Here is an 18,679-nt window from a genome sequence, read left to right as displayed (position 1 = left end):
ATGGCAGCCCTGATCTGCGGCTCACTGGCCTATGACACCATCATGGTGTTCCCCGACCAGTTCAAAAACCACATCCTGCCGGACAAAGTACACATCCTGAATGTGTCATTTTTGGTACCCCGGATGCGCCGCGAATTTGGCGGCTGCGCCGGCAATATCGCCTATAACCTAAAGCTGCTGGGTGGTGAACCGATCCCGATGGCCACCGTGGGTGGCGATTTTGGCCCCTACCGCGACTGGTTCACCGAACAAAACATCTCTCTGGATCACGTCAAGGTGATCGACGAATTGTTCACCCCGCAGGCCTTCATCACCACCGATCTGGACAACAACCAGATCACCGCCTTCCACCCCGGCGCGATGATGCGCAGCTACGAGAACCACGTCACCGACGTCCCAAACGTGAGCATCGGCATCGTCAGCCCCGATGGCTACGAAGGCATGCTGCAGAACGCCAAGGAATTTGCCGCCGCCGGCATTCCTTTCATTTTCGATCCCGGCCAGGCAATGCCGCTGTTCAATGGCGAAGAATTGCGCGCCTTCATTGAGCAAGCCAACTACGTCACCGTCAACGATTACGAATCCAATCTGCTGCAAGAACGCACCGGCTGGAGCGCCACCGACATCGCCGACAAGGTCAAGGCCTACATCGTCACCCGTGGCCCCAAAGGTGCGGAGATCCATGCCGATGGCCAGTTGCATAAAGTGCCGCCGGCACACGAACGCCGCGTCACCGACCCCACTGGCTGCGGCGATGCGTTCCGTGCCGGACTGATTTTTGGGATTGAAAAAGGCTACGACTGGATGACCATTGGCCGTCTGAGCAACCTGATGGGCGCACTCAAAGTGGAACACCCCGGCACCCAGAACCAGCGCTTTGATTACGCCGAATTTTCCGAACAATTCCGCCAGCAGTTCGGTTACGCACTGGGCTGACTTAGCGCGTCATGCGCAGATGAATGTCTGCGCATGACGGCAGCACGACTCAATTCCACTTCGGCAACTTGGTCGCGTTCAAGCCACCCACCTCAAACTGCACGCTACGCTTGCCCACCGCCTTGGTGGGAAACTCGATGGACAAATGCTTGCCGGTTTTGGCCAGCTTCCACAAAGTTTTGTAGTCGTCGATAAACATTGCGATGGCCTCATCGGTCTTGGGCCGTGACCCGGGCAAGGTCTGCACCTTGCCATCCAAGGTCACCTTCAATTTGCAGCCCTTGTAACAATCAAAATCGCCAGCTTGTAGCACCAAGTAAGCACTGCGCCCCCAGTCCGGATGATCTCGGAAAATCAAGCGTATCGGGTGGGTGCCGCCACCATCGGTGTCCACCGGCTCTTGTGAATAAATCGCTGCCGAAATTTGCCGCCCGCCGGTCTTTACTGGCTCATCACCGTAGTCCCATAACGCCGACAAACGTTGCTGCTGGGCCTCGGTTTCAGCCTGCGCACGCACTGCATCCAATTTGTCTTTGACCCGCGCCGCCGCATCGGTGGTGGGGTGATCGACTTGCAGGACTTCGCCATAGCCCTTGGCCAAGCGCCAGTTGTGTGCGGCCACCGCATCTTCAAACTGTTTTTCCATCACCCCTGCGGCCTGCTCTTGCGCGGCTTTCTGCGCGGCGGCGGCCTTGGCAGCGGCTTCCGGGTCTTCGCCTTTGCATGCACTCAGGACCAGACACAACGCAATGGCAATCGAAATCGAAATCGGTTTCATCGAAAATCCTATGCAACGGCAACGGCGAGCCGGCATTTCAACACGCCTGCGCGGCAGGCGCACCCCGCCATCAAATTATCAACCCAGTTGCTGGTTGCCCTGCCACTGCTCGCCTGCCTGCAACAGCACCGGTTGCACTACTTGCGCGGCCTCGACGCAGACAAAGTGCTGCCAGTCGCCGGCCTGCAAATCCGCAATCCCGGCGGCCAAACGCGCGCCCGGGTTCCATACCACCACATCGGCAAAGCCTTGTTGTTCGATGCCCAGCTGCTGCGCGCCATCGACCAAGGTGAGCGGTGCCACCACGTCGTTGTAGATGCGATCGGTTTCGCCAGTAAAAGCCACCGCGTAATCACTTTGCCGATGCAAGGTGCCGCCGCTGGTGCTGTCTTCAAAATCACAGCCTTGCAGGCCTTCCACACACGCCTGCGCGGCATCATCAACACGCAGATAGGTGTGCAGTGCGGCCGTGAACAGCATGGGTGCCGAGCCGGTGTTTTCGACCGTCAAGCTCACCACCAATTGCGTGGCAGTCAGCCCCACGCGCAAGCGCAGCGTGCACGGGTGCGGCCAGTCGCCGGCATGACAGACCAATAAAAATACGGCGGCATCTTGTTCGATGCCTGCAAACTGCCACGCCCGCAGCCGGGCAAACCCATGCCGCTGCAATGTGCCGCGTTCGGAAAATTGCGGAAAAATCACCGGAATGCCGCCCCGGATGGCCGCCTTGCCATCAAACTGGCTGCGCGCGCTCAAGAACAAGCGCTGCCGACCATCGGCTGGCTGCCACGACAGCACCTGTGCGCCATGTAGCGCAACCAAGGCGTTGGCACCGGCGTGGTGCAGGCGGAAACAAGGAAGACCGTGGGCGTGTTCGGGCTGTGCGTGCATGCGGGCAAGTGTGCCATGCCGGTGCGATAATCCCGCCATGAACACGCAGCAGACCCCGCCAGAGACCACCCACTTCGGTTTTCGCGACGTGCCGGTGGCCGACAAACAAAAATTGGTGGCCGAGGTGTTTTCCTCGGTGGCCGGTAACTACGACCTGATGAACGATGCCATGAGCTTGGGCATCCATCGCTTGTGGAAACGCTTTTTTGTGGCCACCTGCCAAGTGCGTAAAGGCGCGCGGGTGCTGGATCTGGCCGGTGGCACCGGCGATATCGCCGCGCTGCTGAAAGACCGTGTGGGCGATACCGGCGCGCTGGTGTTGGGCGATATCAACGGCGACATGCTGCGCGTGGGCCGCGACCGCATGACCAACCGTGGCAATGTGCGCGGGTTTGACTATGTGCAGTGCAACGCGCAAAGCCTGCCGTTTCCCGATGCCAGTTTCGATTTGGTGACGATGGCGTTTGGCCTGCGCAATGTCACCGACAAGGACGCCGCACTGCGCGAGATTCAGCGTGTGCTGAAAGTGGGTGGGCAGGCGCGGGTGTTGGAGTTTTCGGAAGTCAAAGCCGAGTGGTTCAAGCCGATCTACGACTTCCATTCGTTCAAGGTGTTGCCGCGCCTTGGCAAGCTATTTGCCGGCGATGCCGACAGCTACCAATATCTGGCTGAATCCATCCGCAAACACCCGCCGCAAGACACCCTCAAAACCATGATGGAAACCGCAGGCTTAGCGCGTTGCAGCTATCGCAACATGAGCGCGGGCATCGTGGCCATCCATACCGGCTATAAGGTGTAAGCTAATGACCGAGATGAAAAGTTTTCGCGAAAGCAAATGGCGCTATTCGCAATTTGTCATCTTGGGTTTGCTTTGCGCCGGCGTGGTAAAGGGCGTGAGCCCGTTGGGTTGGCTGCCGGCACTGGGCATCGGCGCGGCGCTGGGCGCGGCGTATTTTTTGTTTGAGAAAAAGCGCGGCGTGATTTGATGACCGCGTTGCATCTAGAGCCGAGCTGGAAAGCCCGCATCGGTAACTGGTTTGCACGCGAGGACATGCAGCAGTTGTCGGCATTTTTGCGCCAGCGCAAAGCCGCCGGTGCCACCGTGTATCCGCCGGGAAAGGATATCTTTGCGGCCTTTGATGCCACCCCGTTCGATGCGGTGAAGGTGGTCATTCTGGGCCAAGACCCGTACCACGGCCCGGGCCAAGCACATGGGCTGTGTTTCTCCGTGTTGCCCGGCGTGGCGGTACCGCCGTCGCTTTTGAACATCTACAAAGAACTGCAAGCCAGCACCGGCTTTGTGCGCCCCGATCACGGCTGCCTGCTACCGTGGGCGGCGCAAGGCGTATTGCTGCTCAATGCGGTGCTGACGGTGGAAGATGGCAAACCCGGCAGCCACCAAGGCCGTGGCTGGGAAGGCTTTACCGATCATGTGGTGGAGGTGTTGAACCGCGAACGCGAAGGCTTGGTGTTTTTGCTGTGGGGCAGCTATGCGCAGAAAAAAGGCGCGGTGATCGACAGCCGCCGCCATCGCGTATTGAAGGCCCCGCACCCCTCGCCACTCTCGGCACATCGCGGGTTTCTGGGCTGTGGGCATTTTTCTTCGACCAATCAATACCTTGCCAATACCGGCCAAAGCCCTATCGGGTGGTCGCTGCCGCCGGCTTCGGCACTGCTGGCGGGCTTGCCCCGCGCCTGATCGGCCCCATATCGAAAGAATGTGTACCAAACCCGAACAGCGTTCTATGAATAGAACGCTTGTGAACTTTTGACAGGGTTAACAGTCATAGATGGCGACTGCTAGAATTCAAGGTATGAGGGACACCACCATGACATCCACTGCACTTGTTGCCAACAACCTGCCGATCCCCAGCGCGATTGGCTCGCTGGAGGCCTATATCAGCGGCGTGCACGAAATTCCGGTGCTCACTGCCGAAGACGAACATGCCTTGGCCGTGCGCCTGCGCGACCACAACGACATTGGCGCTGCGCAGGATTTGATCCTCTCGCACCTGCGCTTCGTCGTGCATGTGGCGCGTGGCTACAACGGCTACGGCCTGCAATTGGGCGACCTGATTCAGGAAGGCAACATCGGCCTGATGAAGGCAGTGAAGCGCTTCGACCCGGCCGTCGGCGTGCGCCTGGTCAGCTTCGCGGTGCACTGGATCCGTGCCGAGATGCACGAGTTCATCATCAAGAACTGGCGCATCGTGAAAGTCGCCACCACCAAGGCGCAGCGCAAGCTGTTCTTCAACCTGCGCAAGAGCAAGACCCGCCTGGGCTGGCTCAACGCGGAGGAAGTGCGCGCGGTGGCGAAGGACCTGAACGTGTCCGAGCGCGAAGTGCTGGAAATGGAATCGCGCCTGTCCGGCCGCGACATCGGCTTCGACGCCCCCGACGATGCCGACGACGACCACGCCCCGCCGGCCCCGGCCAGCTTCTTAGTTGCGCACGAGGCCGACCCAGCCAGCGCCTACGAATCGGCCGATAGCGAAGCCGATCAACTGGACGTACTACGCGACGGCATGGCCAAACTCGACGCCCGCAGCCGCGACATCATCAAGCGCCGCTGGCTGGACGCCGACAGCAAAGTCACCTTGCAGGAATTGGCCGACGAATACGGCGTGTCCGCCGAACGCATCCGCCAGATCGAAGCCAATGCACTGAAGAAGATGAAGGCATTGTTTGCGGCGTAAGCCCGCACAACATCCCGCAACACCCAACAGCCCGGAGCGATCCGGGCTGTTTTTGTATTGACACTTGGCGCGCCCTCCCGCCAATATTCCTGAACGAAACTGGATTTTTCGTTCATGGAATCGACAACAGGGGGACAGGATGCATAGCACTACACGTTCGGTGGCTATCGCCATCGCCATGCTGGCCATGGCCGGCTGCGGAAAACAGAAAGCGGTTTGCTCGGGAACAGACGAACTCGATGTGGTCAAGAGCATCGTCATGGGCGAAGCTGAAAAAGCCATCACCAAAGAAAAGCATGATGACGGCAGTGCCGTATTCAATGCCGCCTCAGCACGTGCCACGCTCAGCAAGCTCACCGTTGCATTCGAAAACGTCCGCACCGCAAAAGAAGACCCCAACAGCACCAAAGTATTTTGTGAGGGCACGATCAAACTGGTTGTCCCGCCAGATTTGCTGCAATCTGCCGAAGAAGGTCGCAAATTGGCTGGTTTCGGAACGGTATCCGCACTGGCCAGCACCAGCTCGATGGAGCAAGCCGCGAACGCATTCACCAAGTCCATCGAATACAGCGCACAACCCACCGACGACGGCAAGAAGGTCTACGCCGAACTGACCGACGCCAAATCGATCGCTGATTTCATCAGCGAAATGGTGGGCTCTTCGCTACTGAAACCCATGATCGAAGCGAAGAAAGTCCAGGAAGCCAAAGCCGCCGAGGCAGCCAGCCAAGCAGCCGAAGCACAGCGTCTACAAAACGAGCAGCAACAAGCACAACTAAAAGCCGAACAAGGCGCTGCAAACCTGAGCGTAGCCCAAGAGCAAAATACCCTCGCCAATCAAGCGATCAATGAACTCTGGAAAGGCCTTTCAGAAGAAGATCGCGATCGCCTACAGGGGGCGCAGCGTGCTTGGATCAAGAAAAAGGACGTGGACTGCAAGGTGGAAGCCGCGGGGCGCAGCACGGATCCGACCGAGATTGAAATCTACCGCCTGAACTGTGACACCACAGCAACCAAGGCACGCATCGAGGAATTCAGACGCGCCATGTATTGATTCAGTACCCTCAAGCAACCCAACAGCCCGGAGCGATCCGGGCTGTTTTGTTGTGCGCTCTCGGGCATGCACAGCGCGCGTTTCTTGAACGATTAATGTATTTACAATGCAAATTGTAAGCGCGTAGTGTGACCACATGGACACGTGTTTTGAGCTCAACGGCACGCTCTTCATTTGGAATGCCAAAAAAGCGCGCCGGGGGTTTTTTACAGGTGCCCTGCAGTTGATGTATTCATTATTACCTAAATTCTATATTTCCAGCGATTTATTTAGTCGCGCATCAAGGATTAGGCGCTGTCAGCAATTGAATGTCCTGCCGCAGTGAGTACAGGCCGACCCCAGGCAATGCATCGGGGCTGCCAGCCGCTTGCAATTCTTCGCGCGCCCACGGAATATCGTGAACCTCCGGATCAACCACATAGGTTTCCCATCCATTCTCCACTGAGTGATAGGGGGCGGGTATTTTGAAGTCAACCTGAAACCTGCTTTTCCAGTTGGCATCATTCCTTTGGGTGCCGGTTGTCGGTGGTGTAAATTCCCATTGTCTGGCAAAGCTTGTGGCCGCCTTTGCAAATAGTTTACGCAACACGCGCATGGAATCATCTTTACGCATCATGAGCAGATTGACCTTTTCTACGTCTGCCGCAAGCACGCGCCCATCGCGCCCAACCAGCAGCACGAGATAAACAGTTCCTTGCCCCCCCAAAAGAATTGCTTCCTTTGGGTATTTCGGCGGCATTATTTTTTTGATACTCAAACGATCCGTTGCTGGCTCATCGGACTGCCCCCCAAACCATGTGCTTGCAATGCGCACACTCATGTTATTGCCACTAATCTCCGGCGTGGCAATCAAACGCAGGCTCATCGGCGCTTTGGCAGTCACCACCTTGCCATCCACCTCCACCGGCTTGAAGCGCCAATGGGTGATTTTGTTGTCCAGGAAATTTTCCAGACCCTCACCCAAGCCTTCCTTGCTCTCCAGCGTGTACGCCTGCACCGAGCCATCCGGTGCAATCACGATGTCGCCTTTCACCAACAAACTGGACTCCACCAATTTGCGGTTTTCTTTGCTGCTGCCAGCAACTGCGCCCGCGCTGACACCCACAAGCAGTAGCGCAAACACCAGCCCCTTGATTTGTGGCGACATCCCCTCTTCCCCAGCGAAATACGAGGTGGCGATTCTGGCATACGGCAACGGCATCACCTGAAAGTCAGGGCCGGCACTCCCTGCTAAAATACCGAGTCTTTGCTCGAACGCCGCCTTCGCTGCGGCGTTCTGTCGTTTTCTGGAGTCCGTTATGACCAGCACCGCCGAACTGTCCTCGCCCGAATCCGCCAAGTCGTTGCTCACCGCCGACGTGCTGGATGCCGATTACACCTTGGACGATAAATACCGCCGCATCCAAGGCCGGATTTATCTCTCCGGTGTGCAAGCCTTGGTGCGTCTGCCTTTGGTGCAAAAATTGCGCGATGAACGCGCGGGGCTGAACACGGCGGGGTTTATCAGTGGCTATCGCGGTAGCCCCTTGGGCGGTTTCGATCTGGAATTGTGGCGCGCCAAGAAACATCTGGAAGCGGCCAAGGTGAAGTTCACCCCCGGCTTGAATGAAGACCTCGGTGCGACGATGGTGTGGGGCACGCAGCAGCCGGGCTTGTTCCCGGGCGCGAAGCACGATGGCGTGTTTGGCATGTGGTACGGCAAAGGCCCCGGTGTGGACCGCTGTGGCGATGTGTTCAAACATGCCAACGCGGCGGGCACCTCCAAGCTGGGCGGCGTGCTGGCACTGGCCGCTGACGATCATGCTTGCCGCAGCTCCACCTTGCCGCACGGCAGCGAGGACGAATTTGTCAGCGCGATGATGCCGATCTTGAACCCCGCCGGCGTGCAAGACATCCTTGATATGGGCGTGCTGGGTTGGGCGATGAGCCGCTACACCGGCCGCTGGGTGGGCTTCAAAACGATTGCCGAAACGGTGGAATCCTCGGCTTCGGTACAGGTCGATCCACACGCGCTGCAAATTGTGTTGCCCGGCGATGATGCCTTCGAAATGCCCGTGGGCGGTCTGAATATCCGCTGGCCCGATCCGCCGATGGAGCAGGAAATGCGCCTGCATCGCTACGCGGTGAAAGCCGCGCAAGCCTTCGCGCGGGCCAACCGTATCGACCGCGTGGTGCAAGACTCACCCACGGCGCGGCTGGGCATCGTCACCACCGGCAAGAGCTATCTGGACGTACTGCAGGCGCTGGAATACTTGGGTTTGGATGCAGCCGCCTGCGCCGATATCGGCATTCGCGTCTATAAAGTGGGCATGACCTGGCCGCTGGAGCCGCGCGGCATTGAAGCGTTTGCGCGTGGGCTGGAAGACATTTTGGTGGTGGAGGAAAAGAAAGCCTTCATCGAGCGCCAGATCAAAGAACAGTTCTACAACTGGCCAGACAGCTGGGGCCCACGCCCGTCCATCGTCGGCAAATACGATGAGCAAGGCGAATGGATTTTGCCGTCCACTGGCGAGCTGACCCCAGCCACCATCGCCAATGTGATTGGCCGTCGCTTGCAACGCTTTCATCGCAGCGAACAAATCGACGCCGTATTGGGCTGGATCGAACGCAAGGAAGGCGAGCTGGCACTGCCGCGCGCCAACTTCCCACGGGTGCCGCATTACTGCTCCGGCTGCCCGCACAACACCAGCACCAAGGTGCCGGAAGGCAGCCGCGCGCAGGGCGGCATTGGCTGTCACTACATGGTGACGTGGATGAACCGCGACACCGACACCTTTACCCATATGGGCGGTGAAGGCGTGACATGGGCCGGGCAAGCACCATTCACCGACACCCCGCATATCTTCCAGAACTTGGGCGATGGCACCTACTTCCACAGTGGCTCGCTGGCCATTCGTCAGTCGATTGCCGCTGGCGTCAACATCACCTACAAAATCCTCTACAACGACGCGGTCGCGATGACCGGCGGCCAGCCTGTCGATGGCACCTTGACCGTGCCACAAATCGCCGCACAAATGCGTGCCGAAGGCGTGCAGACCATTGCGTTGGTCAGTGATGACATCGACAAGTGGACGGATCCTGCGCTCTTCCCGCAGGGCACCACCTTCCACGACCGTCGTGACCTCGATGCCGTGCAGAAAATGCTGCGTGAAGTGCAAGGCACTAGCATCCTGATTTACGACCAGACCTGCGCCACCGAAAAACGCCGCCGCCGCAAGCGCGGCAAGTTGGTGGATCCGCAAAAGCGCGTGCTGGTGAATTCGCTGGTCTGCGAAGGCTGCGGCGATTGCGGGGTGAAAAGTTTCTGCGTGTCGGTGTTGCCCAAAGAAACCGAATACGGCCGCAAGCGCAGTATCAACCAGAGCGATTGCAATAAAGATTTTTCTTGCGTGGAAGGCTTCTGCCCCAGCTTCGTCACCGTGCATGGCGGCAAGCTGCGCAAGGGCAAAAAAGTGGACACTGCCTCGTTGCTGGCCAATTTGCCCGCACCGCAGATGCGCAGTGATTTGTCGCAACCGTGGAATATTTTGATCACCGGCGTCGGCGGCACCGGCGTGGTCACGATTGGTGCGTTGCTGGGGATGGCCGGGCACTTGGAAGGCAAGGGCGCCAGCGTGCTTGACCAAACCGGTCTGGCGCAAAAGGGCGGCGCCGTCACCACCCATATCCGCATCGCCAAAACACCTTCCGACATCCATGCTGTGCGGATTGCCGCCGGTGAAGCCGACCTGGTGCTGGGTTGCGACATGGTGGTGGTGAACGATTATTGGGTGCTCTCCAAAATCCGTCCCGAGCGCAGCACCGTGGTGATGAACACCTACGAAGCGATGCCCGGCACCTTCACCACCCGCCCGGACATGCAGTTCCCCGCCGCCGATATCGTCAAGGCCATCAGTACTGCGCTGAACGGGCAGGCACCGCTGCAGATCGATGCCACCAAAATTGCGACAGCGCTGATCGGCGATGCCATCGCCGCCAATCTGTTTATCCTCGGCTATGCGTGGCAGCAGGGGCTGGTGCCGATTTCCTTGGATGCCTTGATGCGCGCGATTGAACTCAATGGCGCGGCGATCGAGATGAACAAAACCGCATTCGCGTGGGGCCGGCTGGCGGTGATCGACTTGCCGGCCGTGGTTGAAGCCGCCGGCATCGTGCGCAACACGCCCACCTCCGCCGAAGCGAAAGCACATGTGTTGCCGGTGTTGGGGGCGACCGCCAACGATGCGGGCGAGTCGGGACTCACCCCGTTCACTGCCGGCCTGCGCGATGGCGATGCGCTGCGCCATGTGCCTGCCACCGGCGCGGGCGAAGCCGCCTTTGCACCGCTCGACGATGCACACCTGTCGCGCTCACTGGATGAAGTCATCACGCGCCGCGCTGCTTTCCTTGCCGGCTATCAAAACGCCCGCTACGCCAAACGCTATACCGACTTCGTGGCCAAGGTGCGCGCTGCGGAGTCTGCCAAGGCACCGGGCAGCAGTGATCTGTCGGAAGCGGTGGCCCGCTACTTCTTCAAACTGATGGCGTACAAAGACGAATACGAAGTGGCGCGTCTGTACACCAGCGGCGAATTCAAAAAGCATGTGCAAGCGCAGTTTGAAGGCGACTACAAGCTGCACTTCCACCTCGCCCCACCGCTGCTGGCCAAGAAAAACGCACAAGGCCAACTGGTGAAGAAAGAATACGGCGCGTGGGTGTTCACCGCGTTCGCTGTGTTGGCGAAACTGCGCGGCCTGCGCGGCACCCCGCTGGATGTGTTCGGCTACACCGCCGAACGCCGCAGCGAACGCGCACTGATTGGCGAATACGAAACCACCATCACCGCACTGCTGAGCAAACTCGACGCCGGCAATGTGGACCTCGCCGCCGATATCGCCAGCGTGCCCGAACACATCCGCGGCTACGGTCACGTCAAAGAGGCGCACCTACACAAAGCCCGCACCCGGCAAGCGGAGTTGCTGCGCGAGTGGGACAACCCGTTGCGCTTGGTGCAGGTGGGGTGATACAGACATGAACGTGACTGACCGGCAGCGGGCAGCCGCAGTGCGTGAGGCCGTCTGAGGGCGGCGAATCTCCCCGCCTACCTACTCGCGCGGCCCCGCCACCGGCAGCCGCCAGCCACGGCGGATGCCCATGTAGCGCAGGCCGAAGCAGACCAGTGCGCCTAGCACCATGGCGGGGTGTTGTGGCAGCCCGAACGCGGCGGCCAACGCCACCACACCGCCGCCCGCCAGTGCCGCAATGGCATAGAGTTCGGCCTGTAGCACTACCGGCACCCGCGCCACCAGCACGTCGCGGGCGATGCCGCCGCCGATGCCGGTGACCATGCCCAGCAGCATCGCCGCGAACGGCGACAGCCCGAACGCCAGCGCCTTGCCAGTGCCCAGCACTGCGAACAGGGCGAGGCCGGCGGCATCGAACAATTGCACCGGGTTGCGCAGGCGCTCGATCACCCCGCACCAACGGAACGTCACCAACCCGGCCACCATCGCCGTGACCAGATAGCGCCAGTCGGCCAGCGAGGCCGGTGGGTGTGCGCCGATCAGCACATCGCGCACGATGCCACCGGACACCGCCGCCGCGCAGGACAGCACCAGCACACCGAACAAATCCAGCCGCTTGCGCACCGCCAGCACGCCGCCGCTGAGCGCGAACACGAAGGTGCCGATCAGATCGAACAGCAGCAACAGGGTGGAAATGACGTGGGTGTCATTCACCATCGCGCGCCTCCGCTGGCTCGCGACTGGCACCGAGGATGATCCGTGCCGCGCGTTGGTAGCTCCAGTACGCCCACCACCAGTTGAGTAGCACCACCAGCCGGTTGCGGAAGCCGATCAGGAAGAACACGTGCATCACCAGCCAGAACCACCACGCCAGCAAGCCGGAAACCTTCAGTTTGCCAAGATCGACCACCGCCGCCATGCGCCCGATGGTGGCCAGGTTGCCGTAGTCCTTGTAGGCAAACGCGGGCGGTGGCGCACGGCCGGCCAGCCGTGCACGCAGCACCTGCGTCACGTAGCGGCCCATCTGCTTGGCCGCCGGCGCAACGCCGGGCACCGGCCTGCCGTTGGCTTGCAGCAATGCAGCAAGATCGCCGGCAACGAAGATATCGGAATGCCCCGGCACGCTCAGGTCCGGCTGCACCTGCACGCGGCCGACGCGATCCAATGGCACACCCAGCATCGCGCCCAATGGTGATGCGGCCACGCCTGCCGCCCACACCACCGTTTTGGCCGGCATGAAGGTGTCGCCTAAGATGTAGCCATCGGCGCTGATGTCCTTCACCGGCGTGCCCAGCGAGATTTCGACGCCGAGTTTTTCCAGCTGCCGTTTCGCCTTTGCCGACAGGTCTTCCGGGAACGCCGCCAGCACGCGCGGCCCGGCTTCGACCAAGCGCACGCGCGCACTGGCAGGATTGATGTTGTGGAATTCGTCCTTCAGTGTGTGGCGGGCAATTTCCGCCAGCGTCCCGGCCAGCTCCACGCCGGTGGGGCCGCCGCCAACGATGGCGAAGCTCAACCAAGCGGCACGCTCGGCCGGATCGGTTGCCGCTTCCGCACGTTCGAACGCCAGCAGCAATTTGCGGCGCAGGTCCAGCGCATCGTCCAGCGACTTCAAGCCCGGCGCATGCGTCGCCCAGTGGTCGTTGCCGAAGTAGGCGTGGGTGGCACCGCTGGCCAACAACAGGACATCGAAATCGAGCGTGGCGCCATCGTCCAGCACGATGCGCTTGGACGCCGCGTCGATGCCGGTGACGGTGGCCATCCGCACTTCGACGTTGTTCTGCTTGCGCAGGATATGCCGCAAGGGCGCGGCGATATCGGGCGCGGACAGGCCGGCGGTGGCGACTTGATACAGCAGCGGCTGGAACAGGTGGTGGTTGCCGCGATCAATCAGCACGATCTCCACCTTGGCCGTCGCCAGCGCGCGCGCCGCCCACAGGCCGGCAAAGCCGCCGCCGACGATCACCACGCGCATGCGCTGGGCCGTCATCCCCGCAGTCTCAGCCCAGCTTCGCCGCCAGCAAGGCTTCCAGCTTGCCTTGATCCAGCGCGAATTTGCGAATGCCATCGGCCAGTTTTTCGGTGGCCATTGCGTCTTCGTTGTGTTGCCAACGGAAGTGGGTTTCATCCAGCGCTGCCGGTGGCGCGGCGCGCTTGCCATCGTCCACCAAGGCGGGCGCAATGCTGGCGTCGGTTGCGGCGAGTTCTGCCAGTAGTTCTGGCGAAATGGTCAGCCGGTCGCAGCCGGCCAGTGCCAGCACTTCACCGGTGTTGCGGAAGCTGGCGCCCATCACCACGGTTGGGTAACCGTGTTGTTTGTAGTGCTGCCAAATGCGCGTCACCGACTGCACGCCGGGATCGTCCTGTGGCGTTTGCGGCCTCGCCATGCCATTGGCCAGATGCCAGTCGAGGATGCGACCCACGAACGGCGAAATCAGGTACACGCCTGCTTCGGCGCAAGCCACCGCTTGTGCGAACGAGAACAGCAAGGTGAGGTTGCAATGGATGCCTTCGCGCTCCAGCACTTCGGCGGCGCGGATGCCTTCCCAGGTGGACGCAATTTTGATCAGTAAGCGATCAGCACCGATGCCCGCATCGGCATACAGGCCCACCAATTTGCGCGCCTTGGCCACCGTGGCCTGCGTATCGAAACTCAAGCGCGCATCCACTTCGGTGGACACCCGGCCCGGGATCAGCTTGAGGATCTCGCCGCCGATGGCGACGGCCAGACGGTCGCAGGCATCCCCCGCGCGATCTGCACCACCCGCCTGCGCGATGGCGGCATCGAGCAGCGGCGCATACGCCGGCAGCACCGCTGCCTTCAGCAGCAGCGAGGGGTTGGTGGTGGCATCCATCGGTGCGAAACGCGCAATCGCGTCGATATCGCCGGTATCGGCAACCACGATGGAATGCTGGCGGAGCTGGTCGAGTTGGGTGGTCATGGTGCACTTCGGCAGGACGTCAGGTGTCATTGTCACCGATGCTGCCATTCAATACAGATCCTGCGGATCCACATCCAGTGACCAGCGCAGTTTGCGCGCGACCGGCGCGGTGTATAGGGCGGGCATCATGTGGCCTAGCGCGGCGTGCAGTGCGCGGCGGCTGGGCGATGACAGGATCAATTGCTGGCGCTGGTAGCCGGCGCGGCGCGGCATCGGCGCGGGCAGCGGGCCGTGTGCGTCGATGGGGTGTGCGGCCAGCAGGGTTTTGGCGTGTTGCAAAAACTGCTGCGGCGGCTCGCTGTGCTTGTCCTCGGCACGCAGCAAGGCCAGATGCGCAAACGGTGGGAAGCCGGCGGCCTCACGCAAGGCCAGCTCGCCGTCGGCAAAGGCGTGGTAGCCGCCTTGAATCAAGGTGAGCAGCAGCGGGTGCTCGGGGTGATGGGTTTGCAGCAGCACCGTGCCGGGTTTGTCGGCACGGCCTGCACGGCCAGCCACTTGAATCAGCAACTGCGCCAATTTTTCACTGCTGCGGAAATCGGCAGAAAACAGGCCTTCGTCGATCCCGACCACGACCACCAAGGTGAGCTTGGGCAGGTCGTGGCCTTTGGCCAGCATTTGCGTGCCCACCAAAATGCCCGGTTGCGTGCCGAGGGTGTCAAAGTGGGTTTGCAAGGCATCGCGATGGCCGCTGCTGGCGCGGTCAATGCGGATCACCGGGACATCGGCAAAGCGCGCCTGTAATTCGGCTTCGATACGCTCGGTGCCATTGCCCTGCGGCTGCAAGCCCAAGCTGGCGCAATCGGGGCAGGCCGGCGGCGCGGGCTTGCGATACCCGCAATGGTGGCATTGCAGGCGCTTGCCATGCGCGTGCACGGTCATCGGCGTGGGTTTTTCCGGCGTGCTGCAGCGTGGGCAATGCGCGCTCCAGCCGCAGTCATGGCAGAGCAGCACCGGGGCATAGCCACGTCGGTTGCGAAACACCAGCACTTGCCCGCCGGCCTGAAGCGCTTCGCGGATTGCCAGCAAGGTTTGCTCCGACAGCCCTGCGTGCAGCGGCCGTTTGCGCACGTCCTGCACCCGCACCTGCGGTGGCTTGGCTGCGCCTGCACGCTGGCGCAAACGCAGCCCGGTGAACTTGCCAGTGCGGGCGTTGTGCAGGGTTTCCAGTGCTGGGGTGGCGCTGCCCAGCACAATGGGCACGCCCAGCGCACGCGCGCGCACCAGCGCGAAGTCGCGGGCGTGGTAGCGGATGCCATCAAACTGTTTGTAACTGCCGTCGTGTTCTTCATCGATCACGATCAAACCCGCCTCCGGCAGTGGCACGAACACCGCCGAGCGCGTGCCCACGATCACCCGCGCCTGCCCGCTGGCGGCTTGCAGCCACACCTTGGCACGCTCGCTATCGTTCAGCCCCGAATGCAGCGCATGCACCGGCACCCCCAACCGCGCCCGGAACCGCGCCAGTGCTTGCGGAGTCAGGCCAATTTCCGGCACCAGCACCAAGGCCTGTTGGCCACGCGCCAAACACGCGGCAATCGCCTGCAGATACACCTCGGTCTTACCGCTGCCGGTGACGCCGTCGAGCAAAAAGGGCGCGAAGCCTTCGGCCGCACGGATCGCGTCGATGGCGTTCTGCTGCTCGTCATTGGGCTGAATTGCGGCCTGTACCGGCATGACACGCGCCGCCGCATCCAGCACGACGTGATCGACCAACCCGCGTTCGCGCAGACCGCGCAGTGCTGTGCGCCAGCCGGGGAATGCCGCATCCAGCCCGTCTTCATCACGCAGCACCCGCAGCCATTCGGCCAATGCCTTTGGCTTGCCCGCGCGCATCGCCGGTAGCGCGGTCTGGCCGGCTTCGTTCAATTTCCAGCCGTAGCAGGTGGTGTCGGGTGCGGGCGCACCACGCCGCAGCAGCGCCGGCATGGCCGTGGCCAGCACTTCACCCAGTGGCGCGTGCAGATAGCTGGCCAGCCAGTGCAACGAAGCCAGTAGTTCACTGTGCAGCAACGGCTGGGCGTCCACCACGGCCAAGGCGGTTTTCAAGGCAAGCGCGTCGGTGGCCGGAACCTGCGCCACCACCACGCCGCACAGCTCCCGCCCGTGAAATGGCACCCGCAGACGCTGGCCCACCGCCACGGCGTTCGCCGCCACACCGGCGGGTGGCAGATAGTCGAACAGGCGCGGCAATGGCACCGGCAGCGCCACGCGCAGGGCGAGGGAGGGGGGCATCAGCCCAGTCTAGCCGGACGCACCTAGCGCACACCAAGCGCAAGCCAGGGCACGCAGGCCGAAGTTGCCAAGCATTGCTCATTTTTGTCTGACGTAAGCACGGCAAGTGTCTGTTATTCATAGGAAACACGGCTTATCCACACAGGCTGTGGATAACTCTGTGAACTTAGCCTTCCCAGTCGCGCGCAAGCGCCACCGGATGCGCTTGCTGTCATCTTGGTGAAAAAAACGCCAACTTAAAAGATTTCTTAAAAATCATATGGTTATCCGTGGAACATCGCCTTTGCTCGGGGTGAAGATCTTGTGAAACCCGCCCGGCGTGGCAAATTTTGCCGCTGTGCACAACTGCGATATCCACAGCCCGCATGGGCGCTAGCGGAGCCGCACCATGCGCGACTGTCAAGCCATCCAAATACCCTGCGGCAGGCTAAGATGCGGCACCGCAACCGGCCTGCTATGACCTCTCAATCCCCCGCCCCCCCACAGTCCCCGGCGATTGCCGCGTTTTTGCGCGGCGTGGAACGGCGTGCACGCCTTTTGGCGCATGTGCAGACGGGGCACGTAGCGACCGCGCAGCGGGCATTGGCGGTAACCGCGCAGGTGTTTGCGACGGAAGCCGAGCAGTGGCCGATTGCGCAATGGCCGCTGCAATACTGGCGGCTGTTGTTGTCGGTCCCGGCAATGGGACAGGCTGTCGTTGCCGACGGCTGCCCACTTCCGGCGATTGCACAGTTGCCTGCCGCGGCGCGCGCTGCGGTATTGCTGCATTTGGTGGTGTGCCTGGATGAGTCTGACGCCGCAGCCGCACTGGGCATTGCTATTCGCGATTACCAGCAGCGCATCCGCGATGCGCTGCCGCGCGACCGGCAAGGGCAGCCTGACCTCGCCGTCTGGCGGCACTGGCGCGACGCCGTGCAGCAGGCCTTGGAGGCCGCTGATGCCCCCTCCGATCCAGACATCGACGCCAGTGCCACCAGCACTGCAAGCAGCACGCCGCCGATGCCCACTGCGCGCGCGTCCACAGCACCCCCACCGCCGGCACCAACTGCGGCACCATTGCCGCCGCCACACCGGCATCTGTTGCGCTGGTTATGGCTGGGTGTGGCGGTCTGCTTGTTGGCGTTGTTGGCGACGTTTTTCTTGCACCCGCGCGGGCGCGCCCTGCTAAGCGCATGGCACAACCGTGTGCGGGTAGAGCCCTTGCCCGCGGCCGCCGCACCCAAGGCGACATTTGATCCCGCCGATCCAGCCAACGACCCCGACCGCGCCCTGTTTGCCGCGCCACAAGCATTACTGCTGGCGCGTGACCTGCCGCTGCTGGCATGGCTAAGTTCGCTGCCCGAGCCCTTGTCCAACGCCGCCCCGGCAACCGTCGCTCCCGCACCCGCACCCGCGCCACAGTGGAACCGCGCCGACCTACGCCAGACCGCCTGGCTACGCGGTGCGATGGCCGAATGGCAGGCATTGACTGAGGCCGAGCGCAGCACCTTGCGTGCCACCGCCGCCCAGTTCCACACACTGCCGCTGGCGCAACAACAACAGCTGCGTCAGCGCTATGCCCAGCAGACGTTTGATGCCCATCGCGGCTGGCATCTGGGCCCGCAGTTGGGCCGCCAATGGCCGCGCATCGCGCCGCTGTTTGCGTATGTCGATGCCGGTGAACGTGATGCGCTATTGCAGCTTTTGCGCAACGCCAGCGCAGACGACACCGACACCCTTGCGCGGCTGGCGCAAATCACCCCGCCTGAAGCCCGCGCCGACTTGCGCCGTGAGCTATTGGCGCTGCCTGCGGCGCAGCGCTCGGCATGGTTGCAGGCACGCTTGAACCGCTAACGCACCCCGCTGCATGGCACTCGCGTAATACCCGCCGGCTGGCACTGAAGTTGTCACCAAACCGGGTGATGCCATCTGCACGCATGCCTGCGGCATATTGCTCGAAATAGGCTTGCAATGCCTGCGCATCGCGCAGGTGGTAATGCACACACAACGCCACAAATCCGGGGGCCGGTGCGGGATCGAGCACATCGAAACAGTGCGCGCGCACAAACCCCGGCAAGGCCAACATGGCCGCGATATGCTCGACCAGCCACGCGCGATAGTCGGTCTCGATGGCCGCCGCCACACGGATGTTGACTTCGTAGATCACC

The 18,679-nt window shown here is 61.7% G+C and carries 16 protein-coding genes; 8 read left to right on the top strand and 8 right to left on the bottom strand.

The features are described from left to right. Entirely contained in the window at window positions 1-936 is a 936-nt protein-coding gene (locus PK789_RS00130; RefSeq protein ID WP_324306018.1) for a carbohydrate kinase family protein, read from the top strand. 49 nt (window positions 937-985) lie between these two features. On the opposite strand, the gene PK789_RS00125 is transcribed toward PK789_RS00130, so the two are convergent. Together PK789_RS00125 and PK789_RS00120 are read right to left on the bottom strand one after the other, a co-directional pair. Then, window positions 986-1,714, bottom strand: coding sequence for a hypothetical protein (locus PK789_RS00125; protein WP_324306016.1), 729 nt, complete (start codon window positions 1,712-1,714; stop codon window positions 986-988). A gap of 78 nt (window positions 1,715-1,792) precedes the next feature. Beyond that, window positions 1,793-2,605 (bottom strand): D-hexose-6-phosphate mutarotase, encoded by an 813-nt coding sequence (locus PK789_RS00120; RefSeq protein ID WP_324306014.1) that lies wholly within the window; start codon window positions 2,603-2,605, stop codon window positions 1,793-1,795. 37 nt (window positions 2,606-2,642) lie between these two features. On the opposite strand from PK789_RS00120, the gene ubiE reads away from it, so the two are divergent. The 5 genes from ubiE (at window position 2,643) to PK789_RS00095 (ending at window position 6,355) form a co-directional block, all read left to right on the top strand. After that, window positions 2,643-3,404, top strand: coding sequence for a bifunctional demethylmenaquinone methyltransferase/2-methoxy-6-polyprenyl-1,4-benzoquinol methylase UbiE (gene ubiE / locus PK789_RS00115; RefSeq protein WP_324306012.1), 762 nt, complete (start codon window positions 2,643-2,645; stop codon window positions 3,402-3,404). Between the two features lie 4 nt (window positions 3,405-3,408). Next, window positions 3,409-3,591, top strand: coding sequence for a hypothetical protein (locus tag PK789_RS00110; RefSeq protein ID WP_324306010.1), 183 nt, complete (start codon window positions 3,409-3,411; stop codon window positions 3,589-3,591). After that, entirely contained in the window at window positions 3,591-4,304 is a 714-nt protein-coding gene (gene ung / locus PK789_RS00105) for a uracil-DNA glycosylase (protein ID WP_324306009.1), read from the top strand. Before PK789_RS00110 ends, ung begins: the two co-directional genes overlap by 1 nt. A 115-nt stretch (window positions 4,305-4,419) precedes the next feature. Further along, window positions 4,420-5,301, top strand: a complete 882-nt coding sequence (gene rpoH, locus PK789_RS00100; protein WP_324306007.1) for an RNA polymerase sigma factor RpoH — start codon at window positions 4,420-4,422, stop codon at window positions 5,299-5,301. Between the two features lie 139 nt (window positions 5,302-5,440). Next, complete coding sequence (locus tag PK789_RS00095) at window positions 5,441-6,355, top strand: lysozyme inhibitor LprI family protein (protein ID WP_324306005.1); 915 nt, start codon at window positions 5,441-5,443, stop codon at window positions 6,353-6,355. 280 nt (window positions 6,356-6,635) lie between these two features. Here the strand turns inward: PK789_RS00095 and PK789_RS00090 are convergent, their stop codons facing one another. Continuing rightward, window positions 6,636-7,706 carry an energy transducer TonB gene (locus tag PK789_RS00090; RefSeq protein ID WP_324306003.1) on the bottom strand — a complete coding sequence of 357 codons (1,071 nt, stop codon included), beginning with the start codon at window positions 7,704-7,706 and terminating at the stop codon, window positions 6,636-6,638. A gap of 7 nt (window positions 7,707-7,713) precedes the next feature. On the opposite strand from PK789_RS00090, the gene PK789_RS00085 reads away from it, so the two are divergent. Continuing rightward, window positions 7,714-11,358: an indolepyruvate ferredoxin oxidoreductase family protein gene (locus PK789_RS00085; RefSeq protein WP_503011850.1), complete on the top strand. Its 3,645-nt coding sequence runs from the start codon at window positions 7,714-7,716 to the stop codon at window positions 11,356-11,358. 81 nt (window positions 11,359-11,439) lie between these two features. Here PK789_RS00085 and PK789_RS00080 read toward each other — a convergent pair whose 3' ends face one another. From PK789_RS00080 to PK789_RS00065, 4 genes are read right to left on the bottom strand one after another with little or no spacing between them, the layout of a single operon-like run. After that, window positions 11,440-12,054, bottom strand: a complete 615-nt coding sequence (locus tag PK789_RS00080; RefSeq protein ID WP_324306157.1) for a trimeric intracellular cation channel family protein — start codon at window positions 12,052-12,054, stop codon at window positions 11,440-11,442. 10 nt (window positions 12,055-12,064) lie between these two features. Further along, window positions 12,065-13,348: an NAD(P)/FAD-dependent oxidoreductase gene (locus tag PK789_RS00075; RefSeq protein ID WP_324305999.1), complete on the bottom strand. Its 1,284-nt coding sequence runs from the start codon at window positions 13,346-13,348 to the stop codon at window positions 12,065-12,067. Between the two features lie 10 nt (window positions 13,349-13,358). After that, a complete protein-coding gene (gene tal / locus PK789_RS00070) occupies window positions 13,359-14,300 on the bottom strand; it encodes a transaldolase (protein ID WP_324305997.1) in 942 nt (313 codons plus the stop codon). A 48-nt stretch (window positions 14,301-14,348) separates the two neighbouring features. Continuing rightward, the gene (locus PK789_RS00065) at window positions 14,349-16,532 is read right to left on the bottom strand and encodes a primosomal protein N' (protein WP_324305995.1); all 2,184 of its coding nucleotides are present in this window, start codon (window positions 16,530-16,532) and stop codon (window positions 14,349-14,351) included. Window positions 16,533-16,988: 456 nt separating this feature from the next. On the opposite strand from PK789_RS00065, the gene PK789_RS00060 reads away from it, so the two are divergent. Next, window positions 16,989-18,365, top strand: coding sequence for a DUF3106 domain-containing protein (locus PK789_RS00060; RefSeq protein ID WP_324305993.1), 1,377 nt, complete (start codon window positions 16,989-16,991; stop codon window positions 18,363-18,365). Here the strand turns inward: PK789_RS00060 and PK789_RS11640 are convergent. Then, on the bottom strand, window positions 18,268-18,678 hold the full coding sequence (locus tag PK789_RS11640; RefSeq protein ID WP_503011849.1) for a DUF4286 family protein: 411 nt from the start codon (window positions 18,676-18,678) through the stop codon (window positions 18,268-18,270). The genes PK789_RS00060 and PK789_RS11640 overlap by 98 nt on opposite strands. Window position 18,679 lies beyond the last annotated feature (1 nt).

The organism is Thermomonas sp. (assembly GCF_035369645.1).
In the GTDB taxonomy this organism is placed as follows: Bacteria; Pseudomonadota; Gammaproteobacteria; order Xanthomonadales; family Xanthomonadaceae; genus Thermomonas.
The sequence above is the reverse complement of the archived record's forward strand: the minus strand, read 5'-3'. Positions and strand labels throughout refer to the sequence as shown.

Excerpts from the sequence above, each read along its gene's own strand:
- PK789_RS00110 (WP_324306010.1), top strand. The coding sequence starts at position 3,409 with ATGACCGAGATGAAAAGTTTTCGCGAAAGCAAATGGCGCTATTCGCAA.
- PK789_RS00120 (WP_324306014.1), bottom strand. The coding sequence starts at position 2,605 with ATGCACGCACAGCCCGAACACGCCCACGGTCTTCCTTGTTTCCGCCTG.
- ubiE (WP_324306012.1), top strand. The coding sequence starts at position 2,643 with ATGAACACGCAGCAGACCCCGCCAGAGACCACCCACTTCGGTTTTCGC.
- PK789_RS00075 (WP_324305999.1), bottom strand. The coding sequence starts at position 13,348 with ATGACGGCCCAGCGCATGCGCGTGGTGATCGTCGGCGGCGGCTTTGCC.
- PK789_RS00095 (WP_324306005.1), top strand. The coding sequence starts at position 5,441 with ATGCATAGCACTACACGTTCGGTGGCTATCGCCATCGCCATGCTGGCC.
- rpoH (WP_324306007.1), top strand. The coding sequence starts at position 4,420 with ATGAGGGACACCACCATGACATCCACTGCACTTGTTGCCAACAACCTG.
- PK789_RS00130 (WP_324306018.1), top strand. The coding sequence starts at position 1 with ATGGCAGCCCTGATCTGCGGCTCACTGGCCTATGACACCATCATGGTG.
- PK789_RS00125 (WP_324306016.1), bottom strand. The coding sequence starts at position 1,714 with ATGAAACCGATTTCGATTTCGATTGCCATTGCGTTGTGTCTGGTCCTG.
- ung (WP_324306009.1), top strand. The coding sequence starts at position 3,591 with ATGACCGCGTTGCATCTAGAGCCGAGCTGGAAAGCCCGCATCGGTAAC.
- PK789_RS00060 (WP_324305993.1), top strand. The coding sequence starts at position 16,989 with ATGACCTCTCAATCCCCCGCCCCCCCACAGTCCCCGGCGATTGCCGCG.
- PK789_RS00065 (WP_324305995.1), bottom strand. The coding sequence starts at position 16,532 with ATGCCCCCCTCCCTCGCCCTGCGCGTGGCGCTGCCGGTGCCATTGCCG.
- tal (WP_324305997.1), bottom strand. The coding sequence starts at position 14,300 with ATGACCACCCAACTCGACCAGCTCCGCCAGCATTCCATCGTGGTTGCC.